18 protein-coding genes and 5 tRNA genes are annotated in these 19,321 nt (G+C 27.0%); 15 read left to right on the forward strand and 8 right to left on the reverse strand.

Annotated elements, in window-relative coordinates; genetic code table 4:
- Nucleotides 1-56: 56 nt before the first annotated feature.
- From VY93_RS00005 to yaaA, 3 genes are all read left to right on the forward strand, one after another.
- A complete protein-coding gene (locus VY93_RS00005; RefSeq protein WP_020003054.1) occupies nucleotides 57-1,427 on the forward strand; it encodes a helix-turn-helix domain-containing protein in 1,371 nt (456 codons plus the stop codon).
- A 154-nt stretch (nucleotides 1,428-1,581) separates the two neighbouring features.
- A complete protein-coding gene (locus VY93_RS00010; protein WP_020003053.1) occupies nucleotides 1,582-2,715 on the forward strand; it encodes a DNA polymerase III subunit beta in 1,134 nt (377 codons plus the stop codon).
- A 6-nt stretch (nucleotides 2,716-2,721) separates the two neighbouring features.
- A complete protein-coding gene (gene yaaA / locus VY93_RS00015; protein ID WP_011283169.1) occupies nucleotides 2,722-2,937 on the forward strand; it encodes a S4 domain-containing protein YaaA in 216 nt (71 codons plus the stop codon).
- 36 nt (nucleotides 2,938-2,973) lie between these two features.
- Here yaaA and VY93_RS00020 read toward each other — a convergent pair whose 3' ends face one another.
- The 4 genes from VY93_RS00020 to coaBC form a co-directional block, all read right to left on the reverse strand.
- Nucleotides 2,974-7,329, reverse strand: coding sequence for a PolC-type DNA polymerase III (locus VY93_RS00020; protein WP_020003052.1), 4,356 nt, complete (start codon nucleotides 7,327-7,329; stop codon nucleotides 2,974-2,976).
- Between the two features lie 6 nt (nucleotides 7,330-7,335).
- The gene (locus VY93_RS00025; protein ID WP_020003051.1) at nucleotides 7,336-8,331 is read right to left on the reverse strand and encodes a phosphatidate cytidylyltransferase; all 996 of its coding nucleotides are present in this window, start codon (nucleotides 8,329-8,331) and stop codon (nucleotides 7,336-7,338) included.
- An 83-nt stretch (nucleotides 8,332-8,414) separates the two neighbouring features.
- Nucleotides 8,415-9,167, reverse strand: a complete 753-nt coding sequence (locus VY93_RS00030) for a type III pantothenate kinase (RefSeq protein ID WP_020003050.1) — start codon at nucleotides 9,165-9,167, stop codon at nucleotides 8,415-8,417.
- Nucleotides 9,143-10,297 (reverse strand): bifunctional phosphopantothenoylcysteine decarboxylase/phosphopantothenate--cysteine ligase CoaBC, encoded by a 1,155-nt coding sequence (coaBC, locus tag VY93_RS00035; protein WP_020003049.1) that lies wholly within the window; start codon nucleotides 10,295-10,297, stop codon nucleotides 9,143-9,145. Before coaBC ends, VY93_RS00030 begins: the two co-directional genes overlap by 25 nt.
- Nucleotides 10,298-10,334: 37 nt before the next feature.
- On the opposite strand from coaBC, the gene VY93_RS00040 reads away from it, so the two are divergent.
- From VY93_RS00040 to VY93_RS00065, 6 genes are all read left to right on the forward strand, one after another.
- Entirely contained in the window at nucleotides 10,335-10,919 is a 585-nt protein-coding gene (locus VY93_RS00040) for an ECF transporter S component (RefSeq protein WP_020003048.1), read from the forward strand.
- Nucleotides 10,920-10,991: 72 nt separating this feature from the next.
- Nucleotides 10,992-11,066: transfer RNA gene (locus tag VY93_RS00045), tRNA-Asn, on the forward strand.
- A gap of 3 nt (nucleotides 11,067-11,069) precedes the next feature.
- Nucleotides 11,070-11,145, forward strand: a tRNA-Glu gene (locus VY93_RS00050).
- A gap of 3 nt (nucleotides 11,146-11,148) precedes the next feature.
- Nucleotides 11,149-11,224 (forward strand) — tRNA-Val (locus tag VY93_RS00055).
- A 1-nt stretch (nucleotide 11,225) separates the two neighbouring features.
- Nucleotides 11,226-11,301: transfer RNA gene (locus VY93_RS00060), tRNA-Thr, on the forward strand.
- Between the two features lie 5 nt (nucleotides 11,302-11,306).
- A tRNA-Leu gene (locus VY93_RS00065) sits at nucleotides 11,307-11,391 on the forward strand.
- Nucleotides 11,392-12,012: 621 nt separating this feature from the next.
- Here the strand turns inward: VY93_RS00065 and eno are convergent.
- Complete coding sequence (eno, locus tag VY93_RS00070) at nucleotides 12,013-13,371, reverse strand: phosphopyruvate hydratase (protein WP_020003047.1); 1,359 nt, start codon at nucleotides 13,369-13,371, stop codon at nucleotides 12,013-12,015.
- Between the two features lie 138 nt (nucleotides 13,372-13,509).
- Here eno and rpsP point away from each other — a divergent pair, with 138 nt between their 5' ends.
- Genes rpsP through tsaD form a run of 6 tightly spaced genes read left to right on the forward strand, consistent with a single transcriptional unit; the run spans nucleotide 13,510 to nucleotide 16,713 of the window.
- Complete coding sequence (rpsP, locus tag VY93_RS00075; RefSeq protein ID WP_011283176.1) at nucleotides 13,510-13,764, forward strand: 30S ribosomal protein S16; 255 nt, start codon at nucleotides 13,510-13,512, stop codon at nucleotides 13,762-13,764.
- Nucleotides 13,764-14,447 (forward strand): tRNA (guanosine(37)-N1)-methyltransferase TrmD, encoded by a 684-nt coding sequence (gene trmD, locus VY93_RS00080; RefSeq protein ID WP_020003046.1) that lies wholly within the window; start codon nucleotides 13,764-13,766, stop codon nucleotides 14,445-14,447. The genes rpsP and trmD overlap by 1 nt, the downstream gene beginning before the upstream one ends.
- Complete coding sequence (gene rplS, locus VY93_RS00085) at nucleotides 14,437-14,790, forward strand: 50S ribosomal protein L19 (RefSeq protein ID WP_020003045.1); 354 nt, start codon at nucleotides 14,437-14,439, stop codon at nucleotides 14,788-14,790. Before trmD ends, rplS begins: the two co-directional genes overlap by 11 nt.
- A gap of 38 nt (nucleotides 14,791-14,828) precedes the next feature.
- Nucleotides 14,829-15,227 (forward strand): tRNA (adenosine(37)-N6)-threonylcarbamoyltransferase complex ATPase subunit type 1 TsaE, encoded by a 399-nt coding sequence (gene tsaE / locus VY93_RS00090; protein WP_011283179.1) that lies wholly within the window; start codon nucleotides 14,829-14,831, stop codon nucleotides 15,225-15,227.
- On the forward strand, nucleotides 15,227-15,796 hold the full coding sequence (gene tsaB, locus VY93_RS00095) for a tRNA (adenosine(37)-N6)-threonylcarbamoyltransferase complex dimerization subunit type 1 TsaB (protein ID WP_020003044.1): 570 nt from the start codon (nucleotides 15,227-15,229) through the stop codon (nucleotides 15,794-15,796). Before tsaE ends, tsaB begins: the two co-directional genes overlap by 1 nt.
- Nucleotides 15,790-16,713: a tRNA (adenosine(37)-N6)-threonylcarbamoyltransferase complex transferase subunit TsaD gene (gene tsaD / locus VY93_RS00100; protein ID WP_020003043.1), complete on the forward strand. Its 924-nt coding sequence runs from the start codon at nucleotides 15,790-15,792 to the stop codon at nucleotides 16,711-16,713. Before tsaB ends, tsaD begins: the two co-directional genes overlap by 7 nt.
- On the opposite strand, the gene VY93_RS00105 is transcribed toward tsaD, so the two are convergent.
- The 3 genes from VY93_RS00105 to VY93_RS00115 are packed head-to-tail and all read right to left on the reverse strand — an operon-like array spanning nucleotide 16,714 to nucleotide 19,318.
- Nucleotides 16,714-17,259: a DJ-1/PfpI family protein gene (locus VY93_RS00105; protein ID WP_020003042.1), complete on the reverse strand. Its 546-nt coding sequence runs from the start codon at nucleotides 17,257-17,259 to the stop codon at nucleotides 16,714-16,716.
- Nucleotides 17,259-18,164, reverse strand: coding sequence for an MSC_0882 family membrane protein (locus VY93_RS00110; RefSeq protein ID WP_020003041.1), 906 nt, complete (start codon nucleotides 18,162-18,164; stop codon nucleotides 17,259-17,261). Before VY93_RS00110 ends, VY93_RS00105 begins: the two co-directional genes overlap by 1 nt.
- A complete protein-coding gene (locus VY93_RS00115) occupies nucleotides 18,164-19,318 on the reverse strand; it encodes a hypothetical protein (protein ID WP_020003040.1) in 1,155 nt (384 codons plus the stop codon). Before VY93_RS00115 ends, VY93_RS00110 begins: the two co-directional genes overlap by 1 nt.
- Nucleotides 19,319-19,321: the final 3 nt, after the last annotated feature.

The following is a 19,321-nucleotide window of genomic DNA, read 5'->3' on the forward strand; positions in this document are numbered from 1 at the left end:
TTTATCTACATTTTACTCACATATATTTTTATATTTTGTTATACAATTAACTAAGTATGCAAAAAGTGAATTTAATAAAATTAAAAGAAGATTTCGATCTTTTTTTTATTAATAACGAAAACAAAAAAAACTTTGAAGAATTTTTCAAGAATAGTACTTTTGCATTATTTGAAGATAAAAAACTTTATATCTTTTCACCTCTTTTTTCTAAAAAAAGCATTCAAAAATTTATACTAGAAAATTATCAGGATTTAATTTTTAGGTTTTTTAAATCTAAAAATTTTAAGCTTGATAATTTTTATTTAATCCATTCAGAAAAAGAATTAAATCTGCTGCTTCAAAATTCAAGCCGAAATAAAGTAGAAAAAACGCAAAGCATTAAATTTAAAAACAATGACTTCGGTATTAAAAACAAAAACTATACATTTGATAATTTCTTTAAATCTACTTTTAACGAACTTGCTCTTGAAGTTTTAAAAGATAGTTTAAATGAAACTGGCGAATTTAACAACATTTACTTTTTGTGTGGTAAAAGCGGATCAGGAAAAAGTCATTTACTTTCTGCTATAGCAAACGAAGCTAAAAAACAAAATAAATCTTGTGTTTATATTCAGCCAGCACTTTTTTCAAACAAAATAACTCAAGTATTATTTGAAAATAATTCACTGACAAAACAAGAGCTTAATAACTTCTTTATAAACGCTGATGTTGTTTTATTTGATGACTTTGATGACTATGGAGAAGGTAAGAAAAAAGGAACCAAAAACTTTATTCTTAACATTATTGAAAATAGAATCAATTTAAATAAATTAACAATAATAGCTTCTAAAACTGAATATAAAAAACTGAAATCTTTATTTGATGAAAAATTATTCAATAGACTAGGTTCTGGTATTAAGGTTTCTATTGAATCACCAAAGCTATCTGAAAGAAAATCATTTTTACAATTTTTAAATCCAAAACTATTTGAAGTTTTAGATGAACAATCAATTGAATTTATATTATTTAACACTTCTAATAGTAATTGAAACTTAATTCAAATTGTTAATAACTTAAAAATAAGAATGAAGTTTTTAGAAGGTTTTCAAAATAAAGTTGAATTCATTAAGTCGTTACTTGATCAAGATGTAAAAACAAAAGAAGAAATAAATATAGACTTAATAATTTCGAAAGTTTCTAAATTTTTTGGAATATCAAAAAAAGAAATCAAATCTAAATCAAGAAAACTTTCAGTTTCATGGGCTAGACACATTTGTGTTTATTTAGATAAAAAACTATTAAATAAATCACTAAACGAAATTGGTCGTGACTTTAACATGGATCATTCATCAGTTATTTATATAATTAGAAAAGTAAATGAAAAGATGAAGAATCTAGAAAAAAAATCAGAAATTAATTCTATCATCAACAAAATCCACGAAAACTAACAAAAATAAGATAAATAAACACACAAGTTATCAACATCTTAAAATGAATTAAAAATCCTAATTTATAGAGTTTTTGAAAAATAAAGTAAAATTTATATAGTTATAAACATCATTTATTAATACTATTTAAAATTTAAACCTTAAGGACATTTTTATGCTATTTCATATTAATAAGAAAAAAATTGAAGAAATTATTCACACACTTATAAATTACACTGATTCATCAGATTCTTTTGATTCAAATAAATGCTTTTATATAAAAATAAATAGTGATTTTTTACATGTAATAGCTAATTCTAATTCTATTGCTGCTCAAATAAAAACAAAAGTAGATGAAAATAAAATTAGATTAGAGAAAAAAGGCGAAATTTTAATTAATGCTTTAATGCTTAAGGATGTTGTTTCTAAACTTGAAGGTTTTATTACTATTCAAGAGAAAAATAATTCTATTTTAATTTATGATGTTTATTCAAGATTTGAACTTTCAAAAAAACAAACAGAATCTTTTAGAAAAGTAGAATTCGATCAACACGATAATGTTTTTTCTGTTGAATCTAAAGAGTTAAAAAATGTAATTAAAAACGCTTCTGTTTCTCCTAGTGCTGCAAACGAAAATACAACAGATAGAAGATTAAAATACATAAATATAAAAGGTAAAAAAGAAGAAAATAAAATTGTTTTATATTCAACTAACTTTAGTAGATTTTCTACTGACTCATTAAATGTTGATAATGTAAATGAATTTGATTTTTTAGTTGATGCTAAATCACTTAAAAAACTTCTTCCTCAAAGTGCTCCAAAAGATGTTAATTTATTTATTAACGAAGATAGAATCGGGGTATTCTATGATGATATTAAAATCTTTTTAAGAGTAGCAAAAGAAAAATATTTAAATGTTGATAGTTTATTTAAATTAAGCAAATACACAGAAGTATTAATCGAAAAATCAGAATTTTTATCATTAATTCAAAAAGTTTATTTTCTATCATCAGAACAAAAGAAAATTTACATCGAATTAAACAATGAAAATCAAATGAAGTTAAACTACGAAGTTTCGGAAATTGGTAAATCTGAAACAATTTCAAGTTCACTAACAGTAAATGGACCAAAAGTAAAAGTAGCGTTTAACTACGTTTATTTACACGATGCTCTTCAAACACTAAATGAAGGTCTAGTATCAGCTAAATTTGTACTTTCAAATGACGATGAGAATAAATGCACAAGAATTATTTTGAAATCAACAGAAAATGATTCAAACATTCAAATTATTGCTGCTTTAATGTTTTAGGAATTTATGACAATAAAAATTTACGGAGAATACATTAAGCTAAGTCAATTGCTTAAAAAAATTGATGAAGTTGATTCTGGTGGAACTGCTAAATTCTTTCTACAAAACAAAATCAATAAAGTTTTAATAAATGGAAAACAAACAACTGAAAGAAATAAAAAAGTTTATCCAGGTGATATTATTTGAATTAATAATATTGTCCACAAAGTCGAAAAAGAATAATGAAAAAGCCAAAAAATGGCTTTTTGTTTTTTAATTTTATCCAAATAAAGATAGTTGCTCTGATTCTGGGAGATCTTTAAAGACGTTTAATTCTTTTAATTTTTCAACTATAGTAGAGCTCACCCCTGATCTTTTTGCGAAATCTAAAACTGTTTTAAAAGGCCGTTCTTTTCTTGCGTTAATTATTTTAATAGCTCCAGCTTCAATTCCATCAAGAGCAGAAAACGGAGGAATTAGCGATTTGGAATCTTTATCTATTATTCAGTTATAAGCATCTGATTTTTCAATGTCAATATTTTGAATAGTAAATCCTCTTGAATACATTTCTAAAGCGACATTTAATGACTCTAAAATATCTTCTTCTTTTTTATTATCTTTTTTGTTATTTGTTCTTATTAATTTTTCAATTTCTTCGATTTTATTTTTTATTTTCCAATAACCATCTTTTGAAAAATCAATCATTGCAGATAGATCGAATTTAGAACATTTAACACTGAAAAATGATGCATAAAATTCAAGTGGATAATAAAGCTTATAGTATCCCATTCTTCAAGCCATAATAACGTAAGCTACCGCATGAGCTCTAGGGAACATATATTTAATTTTTTGCATTGAATTAAAAAATCAATCAGGAATATTGTATGTAGAAAGTATTTTAATGTCTTCGCTATCTACACCTTTTCCTTTTCTAACGCTTTCAGTTACTTTAAAAGATAAACTAGCATCAACTCCTTTTTTAATTAAATAGTTCATGATATCATCCCTACAACAAACTATTTCATTAAGAGTTTTATTTTCGTTAAGTATTAAATCTTCAGCGTTATTTTTTCAAACGTTTTGCCCGTGTGATAAGCCTGAAATAGAAATTAAATCAGCAAATAAATGCGGCTTAGAAGTTTTGATTATTCCTCTGGTGAATTTAGTTCCAAATTCCGGAAGGGCGATAGCCCCTGTTGTTTCTCCGTTGATATCGTTTGGATCGATTTCCATAGGTTCTGTCGATGAGAATAACTTTAATAGCTTTTTATCTTTTTTAGGAATGTTTTTAGATAGAAGCCCTGTTGCTTGTTCTAAAAACCTAATTTGAGTTGGATCGCTATGTCCCAGAAGATCAAGTTTTAAAAGATTTTCTTTTAAAAAATCGTATTTAAAATGTGTTGTTTTTCACTCTTTATCTTCAAGTCCATCAGATGCATAGTTTACTGGAGTAAATTCTTCAATATCTAAATTTTCTGGCAGAACTACAATACCTCCAGCATGCTTCCCGGTTGTAACTTTTACGTCGATACATTTTTCTGCAAGATAGTCGATAAATCCATTTGAATAAAATGTATTTGTATCTTCTATATATTTTTTAATAAATCCAAATGCTTTTCTATATTGAATAGAAGAAACTGTTCCAGCTCTAAAGGTTTTATCTTCACCAAATAATTCTCTGGTGTAGTTATGAATTGCAATTTGATATTCACCTGAAAAGTTTAAATCTATATCAGGAACTTTATCAGCTTTAAAACCTAAAAATGTTTCAAATGGAATAGAATGCCCGTCTTTATCCATTATAGAATCACAGTTAGGACAATTTTTGTCATCAAGATCATATCCTGATGTTATTTTGTCGTTATTAACTACTTCAAAATGTTTGCAATTATCACAAATATAATGAGGCTCAAGCGGATTAACTTCAGTTATGTTAATTAAATTTGCAATTAAAGAAGAACCGACACTACCACGGCTTCCTACAACATAACCATCGTCATTTGCTTTTTTAACTAATATATGAGATATTCAATAAACAACATCAAATTTATAATTAATGATCGGAATTAATTCTTTATCGATTCTATCCTGAACTAATTTTGGTAAAACTTCACCATATTTTTTCTTTGCATTTTTATAAACTAAATCTTTTAATAATTCTGATGAATTTTTAATTGATGGAGGATATAAATCAGTTTTAATAACTTCAATATTTTCATCAATTAAATTATTTAATTTATGAGCATTATTAACAACGATATCTTCAATTAATGATTTATCTTCTAAAAAACTAAAAGCATCAAGCATTTCATCTGTTGTTAAAAAGTAAAAATTAGGAACGCTGTAATTTCCTGCTTTTACTGCTTTATAGTTTCATAAGAAATGCCTTTTATCTCTAATAGGAAATGAAGTTAAAACCTTAAAAATTTCTCTATCACCTTTATGTCTATATCTAGGCTCAGCGGTAGATATTATTAGCTTATTATGTTTTTTAGCTAAGCTAATTAATATTTGAAGTGATTCTAATAATTGATCTTTTGTTAATTGGTTTCTATCTAAATATGAATCAAATAAATCAGGATGAGGAATTTCAATGTAGTCAAGTTTTTGGATATATTTTTCAACTCTTTGTCTACTTGATAGCAGAAGAATATCAAATAACTCACCTTTAACTCCATTACTTCCTACTAGAATATTTTTAAAGCTTTTTAATGTGCTTCAAAATATTTTAGGTGCACCATAAAATGTTTTAGTGTTAGCAATAGAAACCAGTTGGAATAATTCTTTTAATCCAGCTTGATTTTTAACTACTGTATTTATATATAAAGAAAAATGTTTTGAAAATAATGCATCTGATTTATATTCAGAAAGCTCTTGAAAATTACTTATTTGTTTTGTATTTTTTAACTTTAATGTGGCTTCAATTCAAGCATCAGCTAATACTTCTGTATCATAAATAGCTCTATGAGCTTTTTCGGTATCGTAGTTAACATTTAAGTTTCTACAAAACTCATTTAAGTTGTGTTTATCTCTTTTTTCAAATAATATTCTTGAAACCACTAAAGAATCTATAAAAGTACATTTAGGAGCTTGCATATTATTTTGATCAAATTTTTCAATCAAAAAGTTGTAGTCAAAATTAGCATTATGCGCAACTGCAACGTTATTATTTAGAACGTCATAAATTTTTTGAAGCGCTTCTTTTAACTCAATACCTTTTTGATCAAGCATTTCATTAGTAATAGAAGTTAGTCGAGTTGTAAAGTGTGATAGTTTTTCTTTTGATTTAATAAAGATATCTACTTTATCTACAACTGCTTTATTTTCAATAATAGTTGCAGCAAATTCAATTATTTCACCGTGATATGCACTAAGACTTGTTGTTTCGATATCGAATACCACATATCTACCAGTTATTAAATCTTGGTTTTGGAACTCTGTTAAAAAAGCGCCGTTAGTATCTTCTAGCATCGCGAAACCAGCACCATATATTGGTTTTATATTATTAGCTTTGGCAGCGTAATAAAATTCAGGAAATGAAAAAATAGAATTATAATCACTAATTCCAACAGCGCTATGTCCTTGACGTTTTGCTTCTGCTACTATTTCTTCAGGAGTAAGAAGCCCATCTAAAGTATTGTTTTTAGATTTACAGTTAAATTCAATTCTTTTTATTTTTTGATGATCAGTTGAATATTCTCTTAAATCAGGCGAAGTATTAACTTTAGTTATTTGAATGTATTTATTACCTCTTTGATCGGTATCAACGTAGCAATAAAATATAAAAGTTTTACCAACTTCTAAATTATCTAAAAATTCATTTTTTACTTTTGATGATTTAGAAGCAATTAGTTTAATTGCATCATCATAATCAGTTATAAATAGGTTATGTTTTTCAAAACTATTATTTTTAAAAAGAAGTTCCTTTTTATAAATAGTTCCTGTAACTGAAATTTGTTCTTTTTTTAGTGACGAAAAGTTTTCGTTTAATTCTTTGATTGAAAAGAACTGAATTTCTCTTGATTGTTTTTTTCTAAATTTATTTTTAGAAAAAGTTGAAGATGAATTTGTTTCAAATTCTTCTTGAAAGTTTTGAACAAAATTTAAAACTGATGATTCTATATCTGATTCATCAGAATTATTTGCACTATCTTTATTATCAATAAAACAAGAAATGATATCGATCCCTATTTTGTCTAAAAATTTATTTAGTTTTAATAGTTCTTTTTCTACTTTAATTTCATTTGCAGTTTTGGTTAAGGATATTTTTCAAGATTTAGAAAATTCATCATAAAAGAATTGATTGTTAACTTTATTAACTGAATTTAATTCATTAAGCTTTAAATACTCACAAGCAGTTTTTAAAAAATTTTCAATTCAAGATTCAGTGTTATTAATTTTTAAAAAACTAAAAGAATAAAAAACTTTGAAATCTTTTATGTTGTCAAGGTTGCCAATAAAAGCAAAAAAATCATTTACAGTAGGAAATGAATCAAGCTCAAAAGATAAATTTATTTTTTTAGTATTTTGATCAATTGAATAATCTAGCAGTTTTATATCTATTAAATTTTCATAAAACTCTAAATTAAAATAATTTGCAAATGATTTTACTTTGACGTCTTTATATTCTTTCATCTTTACCTATCCAACATAATTTAAAAAATATAAAATAACCATCAAAAAACTTCAAAGCGCAAACACTGAAGCAATTCCATCAATACGGTCCAATATTCCGCCATGGCCTTTTAAAATTTTTGAAAAATCTTTAATAAGGCAAACTCTTTTTATTAAAGAAAAAAGTAAATCACCAAGCATTGAAACCACAGGAGCAAATACTATAAAAAATAATGCTGTCCCAAATAATTTTCCATTAAATGAAGAGCTTCCTACATTTAATATAACTTGCGCTAAATTGAATTTATTAGGCTCTATTACATTGGCTAAAAAGATTTCAACAAAAACAAACACAATTGAAAAGACAAGTCCCACTAAAGCGCCTTCTCAAGTTTTACTAGGACTAATAAAAGGTGAAAATGGTCTTTTAATAATTTTTTTACCTAAAAATTTACCACCAAAAAATCCGCCAACATCATAAAATGATGCAATGGTAGTAAATATAATTAAATTTTGAAATCCGCTAGGCATGTAAGAAAAAATAAATACGCAATATATAAAAGATCAAATAACAAAATTAGCAACAAAATATAAAAGTAGTTTTAATAAAATGCCACTAATTATTACTTTACTTTTAGAAAGAATAACTATTCTAAGAACTAAAAATAAAAGTGAAGTAATAATTAGTTTTACTCAAAATCAATAGTTAAAATAAAAAACAGAAAACATTGATAAATAGTTTTCTGATAATGCAAATTTTTCAGTTGAATAAACAAAGTATTTACTAAATATAGGTCCATTAAAAAATACAGTATAAGCGCTTATTGCAAATGCAAAAATAACACTTACATATTTATTTTCTAAAAAAGCTTTATTTAATTCTAGCATTGCTCAAAATGCAACACCAAACATTAATAAAAGACTAATAGCTCTAGTTGATATTATTACTTCAGAACTAAAACTAAAACTATAAAAATAAGCAAACCTTAAAATTCCTATAAATATAAAAAAGAAAAAAACCATTATGAATGCAGGTAAAATTCTTTGTTGAAACAAAGAGTTTTTATTTTCAGTTCAGTTTTTTATATTCATAATTATTTAGAATTTTAACAATTTTTAAGGTAAATAAGTAAATAACCTTTAAGTACGATATTATCTACAAATTGATGACTAATTTCTGGGCTTAAATTACTAATATCTCCTCCAGAAATATAAACAGGATAATTAGAATTACTTTTACAAATTATTTGTTTAATAAAACCATTTTTTAAATTCTCATATCCAGATTCAAGAGCATCTTGAGTGTTTAAATTTCACAGTGAAACATTTTCTTTGTGAAGCTTAAATCCTTTTAGTTTTTTAGCTTTAGATAATAAATTATTAAAACTAAAATTCATTCCAGGTGCTATTATTGCTCCGCTAAAATTTAGCTTTTCTAGAAGAAGAGCAACTGATGCTGTACCAAAAAGAAAAATAAGTGCATTACTCGTTTCTTTAGAAGCATATTCCATAGCACCAAGTAAATCGTTACCGATAAGGCCTAATTTTTCTTGTGGCACCTTAAAAGAAAGTTTTAAATAATTATTAATTAAAAAAAAGTTGTTTTCTAAATTATTTTCTTTAACAAAATCTAAAAACTTTTGCTCAATACTTGGAACCACGCTACCAAAAACTATAAATAAATTAAATTTGTATTTTGCAAATACTTTTTTGTAAAAGTTTTGAAAATATGAAATTTTAAAATATTTTGTTTTAAATTTCTTAAGCTCTATTAATTCTAAATCATGAAAAATCCCTATTTTTAAATAAGAATTACCAACATCAATAACTAATTTTATTTTGCTTTGATTATTTTTCATAATTGATTTTTAATTTCTTTAGCAAAATCATATTTTGAAACATTTTCAAAATAAATTTCATTTAAATTTTTATCTAATAAACTTGCGTTAATGTTTTCATTATTTAATGAAGAAATGCTATTAGCTACTATTAAACTAAGTTTTTTATTTATTAATTTTTCTTTAGCTTTTTCTTTGTAATTATTAGAATCACCTAAAGAAAAACCTACCATTATTTTGTTTGGGTATTTGTTAGATACTTCTTTTAAAACATCACTACCTATATGATATTTTAAAACTCCACTTGAATTATTTTTAGAAATTTTATTATCTATTTTTTCAAAAATAAAATCACTAACAGCAGCTACTGATATAAAGCCATCGCTGTTTTTTATTTCACTAAAAACTGCTTCTTTATATTCGTCGATATAGTTAACATTAACAACTTTTACATTAGCTGGAATTTTTGAATTTAAATGCTGCAAGGACGCATTAATAACTGTTAAATCAAAATCAAAAGCAAGTTCTGAAATCAGTGCCAGTCCCATTTTTCCGCTTGATGGAACCATTAGCGATCTTACCGAATCAATAGGGCTTTTGGTATAACCAAAACTTAAAAGCAGTTTTGGTTTATTTTTACCAAATAAGCGCTCGTAAATATCGCTGATTTTAACCATTTTTCCAATTCCAAAGTCATTGCAATATAGCGTTCCACAATCTGGACCTATAAATATGTGACCGTATTTTTTTAATTTAGAAACGTGTTCTAAATTAATTGGATTTTCTCACATATTTGAATTCATAGCCGGAAGAATTACAACCGGTTTTTTATTAACTGCTAGTATTGAAGTTAGAAAATTATCAGCAATGCCACGTGCAAATTTTGTAATGGTATTATATGTAGCTGCAAAAAGAATTATTAGGTCATTATCTCTAGCTAGATAAACATGTTGAGGATCTTTTTTAATGTAGCTCTCTGAATATAAATACTTTAAATTTTCATCTTCTTTAGGAAAATTTAATTTATATTTAGAAGCATTTTTAGATAAGACAACTGTTATTTGATTTTTAGAATCTTTTTTTAAAAGATTTAAAAAATCACCTAATTTAACTATTGCAATGCTAGAGGTAACCAGTAGAAGGATTTTCATAAAAAAATAATAAAGTTATAAAATTATATACCTAATTATGTCAATTAAAAGAATAGCTTATTTTGGAATGTATTTAGGGATAATTTTAGGCTTAAGCCTTATTCCTTATATTGGGCTAATTACCATTGGCCCAGTGTCTATAAACATCATTACCATTGTAATTATAATTGCATCATTTCATTTAGGTTTTTTTGGTGGACTTGCATCAGGAGCCTTTGTAGGACTAGGAAGTTTTTTGGCCGCGCTTTTATATGGAAGAATTTTATTTATCTATTTTGATATTGCTTTTCTACCAAGACTTTTAGTTGGTGCATTAATAGGAGTAATAGTTATTAAAATAAAAAAAATAACTATTTGAAAAGCGCTTTTTTTAGGGCTTCTTGCCGCGCTTGCTAATACCGTTTTAGTTACTGCGTTTTTATTTTTACATAATGCAATTTCTACAATTGCTTTTATTGGAGAGAGCTTAAAAGGTTTTGTTTTTTGAGTTTCATTAATATCTGTTAACGCTTTAGTAGAGCTACTAGTATTAGGTGCACTTTCTATGTTTTTATTTAAGTTTTATATTTATTTATGCAACAAAACAAACCAAGAAAAAGCCGAAAAATTATTAAAATATTAATTCAAAAAATGTGAATAAATTTTTTTGAAATATGTATAATATATAAGCTATATTTATACGTATACCCAAGTTGCCGATTTAGCTCAGCGGTAGAGCAGCTGGCTGTTAACCAGTTGGTCATTGGTTCAATCCCAATAATCGGCGCCATTAGGTCTGTTGGTGAAGCGGTTAACACACATGGTTTTCATCCATGCACGCACGGGTTCGATCCCCGTACAGACTGCCATTTGGAAGATTAGCTCAGCTGGGAGAGCGTCGCCCTTACAAGGCGAATGTCATGGGTTCGAGTCCCTTATCTTCCACCATGCCGTCTTAGCTCAGTTGGTAGAGCAACTGACTTGTAATCAGTAGGTCGTAGGTTCGAGTCCTATAGACGGCACCAAAACTGCGTGGGTGGTGAAATTGGCAGACACGCTAGATTTAGGCTCTAGTGCAGCAATGCATGAGGGTTCAAGTCCCTCCTCGCGCACCAAAGGTAGTAAAAGACCCATTTAAATGGTCTTTTTTTGCGCCTTTTTTCAAAATAAACCGTTTTTTTTTTTTTTTTTTTTGAAACTACACTATAATAGTGTGTATATAAAACCTGCGTTTCCAAGTTGTAATGAAAAAAAACGAATACACCTATAAATAAGGCGTATTCGTTCCCATATTGTAAATTGTAAGTGGTAACTTGCACTTTACAATATGAAAAAAAAGATCAAAATTAATTGATCTTTTTTTATTCTAACAGGATTTTCATTATTTAGTGCTTGAACTACAAATAGCAATATTAGTACTAAAAATAAAAAAATCTTGAAGAAAAGAATCAATATAATTGTATAACAAAAAATAAGTAATGTCAATAGTTAAAACCTGAAAAAATTATTTACATTAAATTAAAAACCTATCTAATTTCTTTAGGAAGGTATTTTTTATGAATGTGATAAATATCAAAACATAAAAAACCACAAATAAAGAAAAAGCAGCAAGAAAAGGCGTAAAAAATAAAAGCCGATTTTTAAAAAATCGGCAATTTTATTAAATTTTGTGTGGTAAGGTTTACCTTACAATATAAAAAAACCAAAATTAATTGATCTTTTTTGTGGTAAATTATTTATTTTTTAAGATTGTAAAATGCGTCTTTTGGAAATGTTGAAGCTTTTGATAATTCTTCTTCAATTGCAAGAAGTCTATTGTATTTTGCAATTCTATCTGTTCTTGACATTGATCCGGTTTTAATTTGTCCGGTATTCATAGCAACTGCAACATCTGCAATAGTTGTATCTTCAGTTTCACCTGATCTATGTGACACAACTGCAGTCATGTTTGCCATTTGTGCCATTTGAATAGCTTCAAATGTTTCTGTTAAGCTACCAATTTGATTTACTTTAATTAAAATTGAATTCATAGCTTTTCTTTCGATAGCTTTAGCAAGAAGTTCTGTGTTTGTAACTGTTAAATCGTCCCCTACAACTTGTAATTTGTGTCCAAGTCTTTTGGTTAATTTTTCAAATCCAGCTCAGTCGCTTTCTGCAAGTCCATCTTCGATAGATACGATTGGGTATTTAGATACAAGGTGATCTAAATAATCAATTAATTCATCGGTTGTATAAACTAGTTTGGTTTTTCCTAAGTTTTCAAATCCTGGCTGTTTTTCTTCGATTGCTTTTTTTAGTTTACCGAATGTATATTTACCATCTTTATATAACTCGCTAGATGCACAGTCCATTGCAATAGCAACAGCTTTTTCTCCGCTGGTTGCAGGTTTGTATCCTGATAATTTAATAGCTTCTACTAAAAAATCTAATGCTTCTTCGTGTGATTTAAAGTTAGGTGCAAATCCACCTTCATCACCAACTTGAACACCGTGTCCGTGTTTTTTAAGTAATTTTGCAAGGTTATGGAAAACAAAGTTTGCCATTTGCAATGCTTCTCTAAATGATTTAGCTCCAACTGGCATAACCATAAATTCTTGGAAATCTAAAGTATTAGAAGCGTGCTCTCCACCGTTGATTACATTAAGCATTGGAAGAGGAAGTTTGTGAGCGTTAAATCCACCTAAATATTTATATAAAGGAAGATCTAATTCGTTAGCAGCGGCTCTAGCAACAGCAAGAGAAACTCCTAAAATAGCGTTAGCTCCTAATTTTTCTTTGTTTTTAGTTCCATCTAAAGCCTTCATAGCTAAATCTACTTGTCTTTGGTCGGTTACTTCAAAACCTATAAGTGCAGGAGCGATTAATTTATTAACGTTTTCAACCGCTTGCATTACACCTTTTCCACCAAATCAATTAGATTCAAATTTTGAACCTTTATCTCTTAATTCAAGAGCTTCTCTTGATCCAGTAGAAGCTCCTGATGGAACCATTGCAGAACCATATCCTTTTAGTTCTGTATACACTTCAACTTGAACAGTTGGATTACCACGTGAGTCTAAAACTTCTCTTGCATGGATTTTTTTAATTGCTGACATTTATCTCCAGATTAAATTGTTTTTTGTATTTATTTTGTATTTAAATATATAGCAAAATTATACTTATTTTAATAAAAATAATATATAATTCCATCTAGTAATAGTGTAAAGCAAAATAGCTTGACAGCAAAGGAGAATATGGTTAAAATTAGATTAAAACGTATGGGAAGTAAATTCCGTCCAGTTTACAAAATAGTTGTAGCTGACGCTAGAGCACCACGTGATGGAAAATTTATCGAAGCTTTAGGACACTATAACCCATCTAATAAAGATTTCGTTTTAGATAGTGAAAAAACAGCAAAATGACTAGCTAATGGTGCAAAACCTACAGTTACTGTTTGAAACTTATTTAAAAACAATAAACTAACAGAATCTTTAAAAGCTAAAAAATAATGAAGATTAATTTTCTAACTTTATTTCCAAGATATTTCGAACCTTTAATCAACGAAAGCATTATTAAAAAAGCCGTTGATAAAAAAATACTTGAATTTAATGTTGTTGATTTTAGGGATTTTACTAAAAGCAAACACCGCAAAGTAGATGATGAAATCTATGGCGGAGGGCACGGGCTTTTACTTCAAGTTGAACCAATTGATTTAGCGCTAGATTCACTTGAAAATAGAGGCGGATATAAAATCCTAGTAACTCCTCAGGGCAAAATATTTGACCAAAAAATGGCCAATAAATTAGCCAAATACGATCAAATAACATTAATTTCTGGTAGATATGAAGGTTTTGACGAAAGAGTTACATATTTAGTTGACGAAGAAATATCAATTGGTGATTATGTTTTAACAGGTGGCGAGCTTCCAGCTATGGTTATCGCGGATTCTATTTGCCGTCTTGTTCCAGGAGTGATCAAAAAAGAAAGCGTTGAAAATGATTCATTTCAAAACGAAGGACTTTTAGATTATCCACAATATACAAGACCAAGAGAATATAAAAACATGAAAGTGCCAGAAGTTTTATTTAATGGGAATCACAAAGAAATAAGTGAGTGAAAATTAAAAGCACAGTTAGAAAAAACAAAGAAAAATAGACCTGATATATTAGAAAGGATAAAAAATGAGAAATAAATTACTTGAATTAGTTGAGGCACCTCAATTACGTACTGATTTAGCAAGTTTTAAAACTGGTGATAACGTTAAAGTCCACCTTCGTATCCGTGAAGGAGAAAAAGAAAGAATTCAAATTTTTGAAGGACTTGTAATTAAAAAATCAGAATCAGGTACAAGAGAAATGTTTACCGTTAGAAAATATTCATACGGTGTAGGTGTTGAAAGAACATTTCCAACAAATTCGCCTTCAATTTCTCAAATTGAAGTTTTACGTTCTAACAAAGTTAGAAGAAAAAAACTATTCTACATGCGTGACCGTAAAGGTAAGAGTGCACGTTTAAAAGAAATTAGAACAAAATAATTAAAAAACCCCCAATTTTGGGTTTTTTTACATCTTATATGAAAAAAGAATTTGTAATCAATAGCCAAGATGAAATAAATCTAATTCTAGATGAAATTTTTAGCGAAATTAAAATAAAAAAAATAGTTTTACTAGAAGGCGAATTAGGTGCTGGTAAAACCACTTTTGTTAAGTATTTAGCAAAAAGACTAAACATCAAAGAAAACATTAATTCACCTAGTTTTAATTTTATGAAAACCTATAATGGACTTATTCATTTAGATTTATATAACTATAAAGGTCATATTGATGAATTTATTCCGTATTTTGAAGATAACGTTGTAGTTCTTGAATGAAGCAATCTTTTCAAATTGCCATTTAAGCATTTTGTTTTAATTAAAATTCAAAGTTTTAATGATGAAATTAATAAAAGAAAGTTTTTAGTTACAGTTAAATAATGAATGTATTTTTAGATACAACCAGCAAAGATTTTTTACTTGTTTTATTTGATAATAACTATAAAGTTATTTGAAAATCATATTATGAAAACGAAGTAAAAAAAGTTAATTTAATAGTTAACGAATTTCAGAAAATGCTTCAAGAAAATAACTTGCAGGTAAGTCAAATTCAAAAGCTTTATACTAATGTTGGGCCTGGTTATTTCACTGGCGTTAGATCTGCAATTGTTCTTTTAAAAACTTTAGCATTGTTACTAAATATTGATTTTTATATTGCAAATACTTTTGATTTATTAATGATTCAAAATAAAACTAGAAAAACTTTTAAAGTAGATGCACAAGGAAATAAAATTTATTTTTTTAGTAAAAATAAGTTTTTAGAAACTGGCGATATTTTAAAATCTGTAACAGTTAAATACTTATCTAAAAATACAAAACTTGATTTTTTAAATTATTTAGATATGGCAAATAATTTAAAAAAATATATTCCAAGCTTTAAAAAAACTAATCCAAATGATGTAAATGCTCTTTATATTAAAGATCCACAAATAGGAAATAAGAAATGATAATTTTAGGAATTGAAACATCACACGATGATTCTTCAATTGCAATTTTAGAAGATGGAAAAGTATTAAATATGTGAAGCATTTCGCAGATTGATATTTTTAAAAAATACGGTGGAACTATTCCTGAAATTGCATCCAGAGAACACGTAAAAAATATTGCTATATTGCAAAACTTTTTACAGGAATTTATTGATCTTAATAAAATTGATCACATAGCTTATACATCAGAACCAGGACTTATCGGTTGCCTTCAAGTTGGATTTTTATTTGCAAGCGCATTAAGCATTGCTTTAAATAAACCATTAATAAAAATTAATCATTTAGATGGACATTTTTTCTCGGGTGCAATTGATAATAAAGAAATTAAATATCCAGCGCTTGGTTTAATAGTATCTGGCGGGCATAGTCAAATAATTTACGCTAAAAACAAATTTGATTTTCAAATAGTCGGAGAAACTTTAGATGATGCAATTGGAGAATGCTATGATAAAGTATCTTCAAGATTAAATTTAGGATTTCCGGGTGGGCCTGTAATAGATAAAATTCATTCATCATATAAAGGTAAATATTTAAAACTTACAAAGCCTAAAACTAGTGGCGAATTTGATTTTTCATTTAGTGGAATTAAAACACAAGTGTTAAACGCTTTTAATAATAAAAAATACGAAAGCATTGAACAAATTGCAGCTTCTTTTCAAGAAGTAGCAATTAATTATTTAATTGAAAAATTTAAACTAGCAATAGATAAATTTAAACCTGAATCAATTCTATTAGGTGGTGGAGTTTCTGCCAATAAATATCTAAGAGAAAAGTTTAAAGATCTTCACAAAAACACAATTTTTCCTGAAATAAAATACGCAACTGATAATGGTGCAATGATTGCAATGTGCGCTTATTTAAGAATGAAAAAAATTAGCTAATTATCCCTTAGCTAATTTTTTTGACAATTTATATTCTTTTTCGCCAAACAATGTTCTAATAATTTCAAAAGCTAAATGTTGGCTGTAATATGATGATTTAGCTGTTATTAATTTTTCAAAAACAACAACACCTTTATTTTGATAATTAGAATTACTTCTTAACTCTTTACTTCAAGCGCTTGGGAAAGAAGTGTAGTTTTGCTCTTTAATAAGATTGTTATATCTTAAAGCATTTGGCGCATCACAGATTGCAAACACTCATTTATCTTTATCAAAAAAATGCTTTATCTTTTTAATTATTTCTTTGTTATCTTTAAAAGAAAAACAAGCCTTACCACCTGGCACAAATACAGCTTGGTAATCTTTTAAATTTACACTAGTTTCTAGATTGTTGAATTTAACAATTTCAAATTGTCCAGTTGCTTTTCTAGAGCATGGATTATAAAAAGCAATTTTATTAAATTGCTGGCTTCTTTTTAAAATAGAAACCACTGTTGTTAATTCAACATCTTGAAAATTATTGTCAACTATAACTAAAAGATTCATTATTTTTTACGACGTATTGTTTTCTTAAATAATAAAACAATAAGAATAGTAAGAGGAAGAAGAACAATTAAAGCAAACATAATAGTATAAGCAATAATTCAAGAACGGTTTTCTCTTTGTTTAATTAAATAAACTGTGTTAACTATCTCGTTTGCTTCAGGGCCTAAAAGAGTTTTAATGTTTTCGATTCTATTTTTATTGTAAAGGAAAATCGCAAAGTAAAGTGCAAATGCTGCAAATAATACAACTGAATTAACAATTAGCAGAATCTTAGTATCTTTAAATACTTGATCCATTAATTGAGTTAAATCAAGATGTAAATTTAACTGAAATGGAGAATCAGCATTATTTGAAACAATGTCAATATTTCCTGCTTTTCAAAGCCCAAATACAACTAAATTAAAAAGTAAAAAGTAAGTTACAAATATTGCAAAAAGTCAAGCTCTTCTTAAGTTAGCTAAAATTAACTTTTTATATTTTTCATTGAAATGAACTAGTCCATCTACTTGTCCGTTTGCAACGTTTGCTCTATATATTTTTTCGCTACGTTTTCAAGCTTTAATGTCAAGCCCGTATTTGATCATGAAAAATAAAGAAACCAAAGCAAGCGGCGCTAGAAGAAAATATCAAACTAAACCATTTTGATAATCTAGGGTAGTATTTAAAAAGTAATTAACTACTCCACCAATTAAACTAGCAACAAAGATAATGCTTCAAAAAATAACATAAACTGAATATAAAAATCTTTCTTTTTTAAAGACAGAATATGTAAGTGAATTTAATTGATTTTTTGGATCTTTGTATTTTTTATCTAATTTAGAATTAAAATTACCTTCTTTTTTATAGACAGGACGTTGAGCTACTTCTAAATTTGTATTTTCTTTATTTTCTAAATTGTTCATCATTACTTCTTAGCTAAAAACATAGAAATTAATAAATTAATATTAACTAATGTATTTAATTTTGGTTTTTCTTTATTTACTATATTAATTAGTGTATCAGTTAATTGGCCTCTTGCATCATTTGAAAGAGAATTTAAATTTTTTCTAACAGTTATTAAAAAGTCATTTGTATTTAACTGGTTATTTGCATAATTAGAAAGATATTCTTTTTCGATTTCTTTTTGTTTTTCAGTGTTGTTATTTTTAATGGCTTCGTTATATGCATCACGATATCTATCGCTATTCTCAATGTAGGTTGGAAGTGATTTATTTAAATCTTCAACTTGAGCGGCAACTTCTGAAATTATTTGTTTTAGTGAATCATTATTTTCAATTGCATTAAAAATAAATGAACGAACATCTTCGTTATTAAGCCCTGAGACTAAAATTTCAGAAAATTCATTTAATTTTTCTGTTGCAGATTTATCACCGTTTTCAACTTCTTTAAATATATTTGAAAAATCGGTATTAATTTCATTAAGCTTTATAAGTTTTAAGCTGTTATCATAAGCTCCGCTTAGTGATTTACCATTGTTACCGGTAAATAATTTAACTGAAATATCAGATAGTCGATATAAAACATCTAAATTTCAGTTTTCTTTTTCTTGTTTTGTTTTTTCTTCTTCTTTGACGTTGGTTAGTGACGATGCTAAATTAGCATATAAAAGCGCTGCAGGAAAGGCTGTGCAAAGTGCGCTTCAACCAAATAGAAATCTAAATTTAATTTTTGATTTTTTGTATTTACCTTTTTTCTTTCTTTTAGCTATTAGCACGTAATGGAAAATAATCATTACAATAAAGTTTAAAAAGCTAACTGCTAAATAAAATCCGCTAGCTGCTAAGGTTATAAAATAAGGTTTAAAAAGTTCGTAATTTGTTTTTTCTTGTTCGCTTAAATTGCTGCTATTTAAATGGTTTGTATAAACTAAAGAAACTAAAAAGCTTACCCCTACAGTTGCTAGAATTATTACGATATTTGCAACTGTAAATTTTCATCTTAGTCAAAAACCAATAGCAAATGAAACAAGAAGTATAAAAAAGATTAAAGCAATAACAAAAATGTCAATTCTACCGTGAATTGCATCTTTGAAACGCATTAGAAAGCTAATATCATTCATAAA

Source organism: Mycoplasmopsis synoviae ATCC 25204 (assembly GCF_000969765.1).
Taxonomy (GTDB): Bacteria; Bacillota_I; Bacilli_A; order Mycoplasmatales; family Metamycoplasmataceae; genus Mycoplasmopsis; species Mycoplasmopsis synoviae.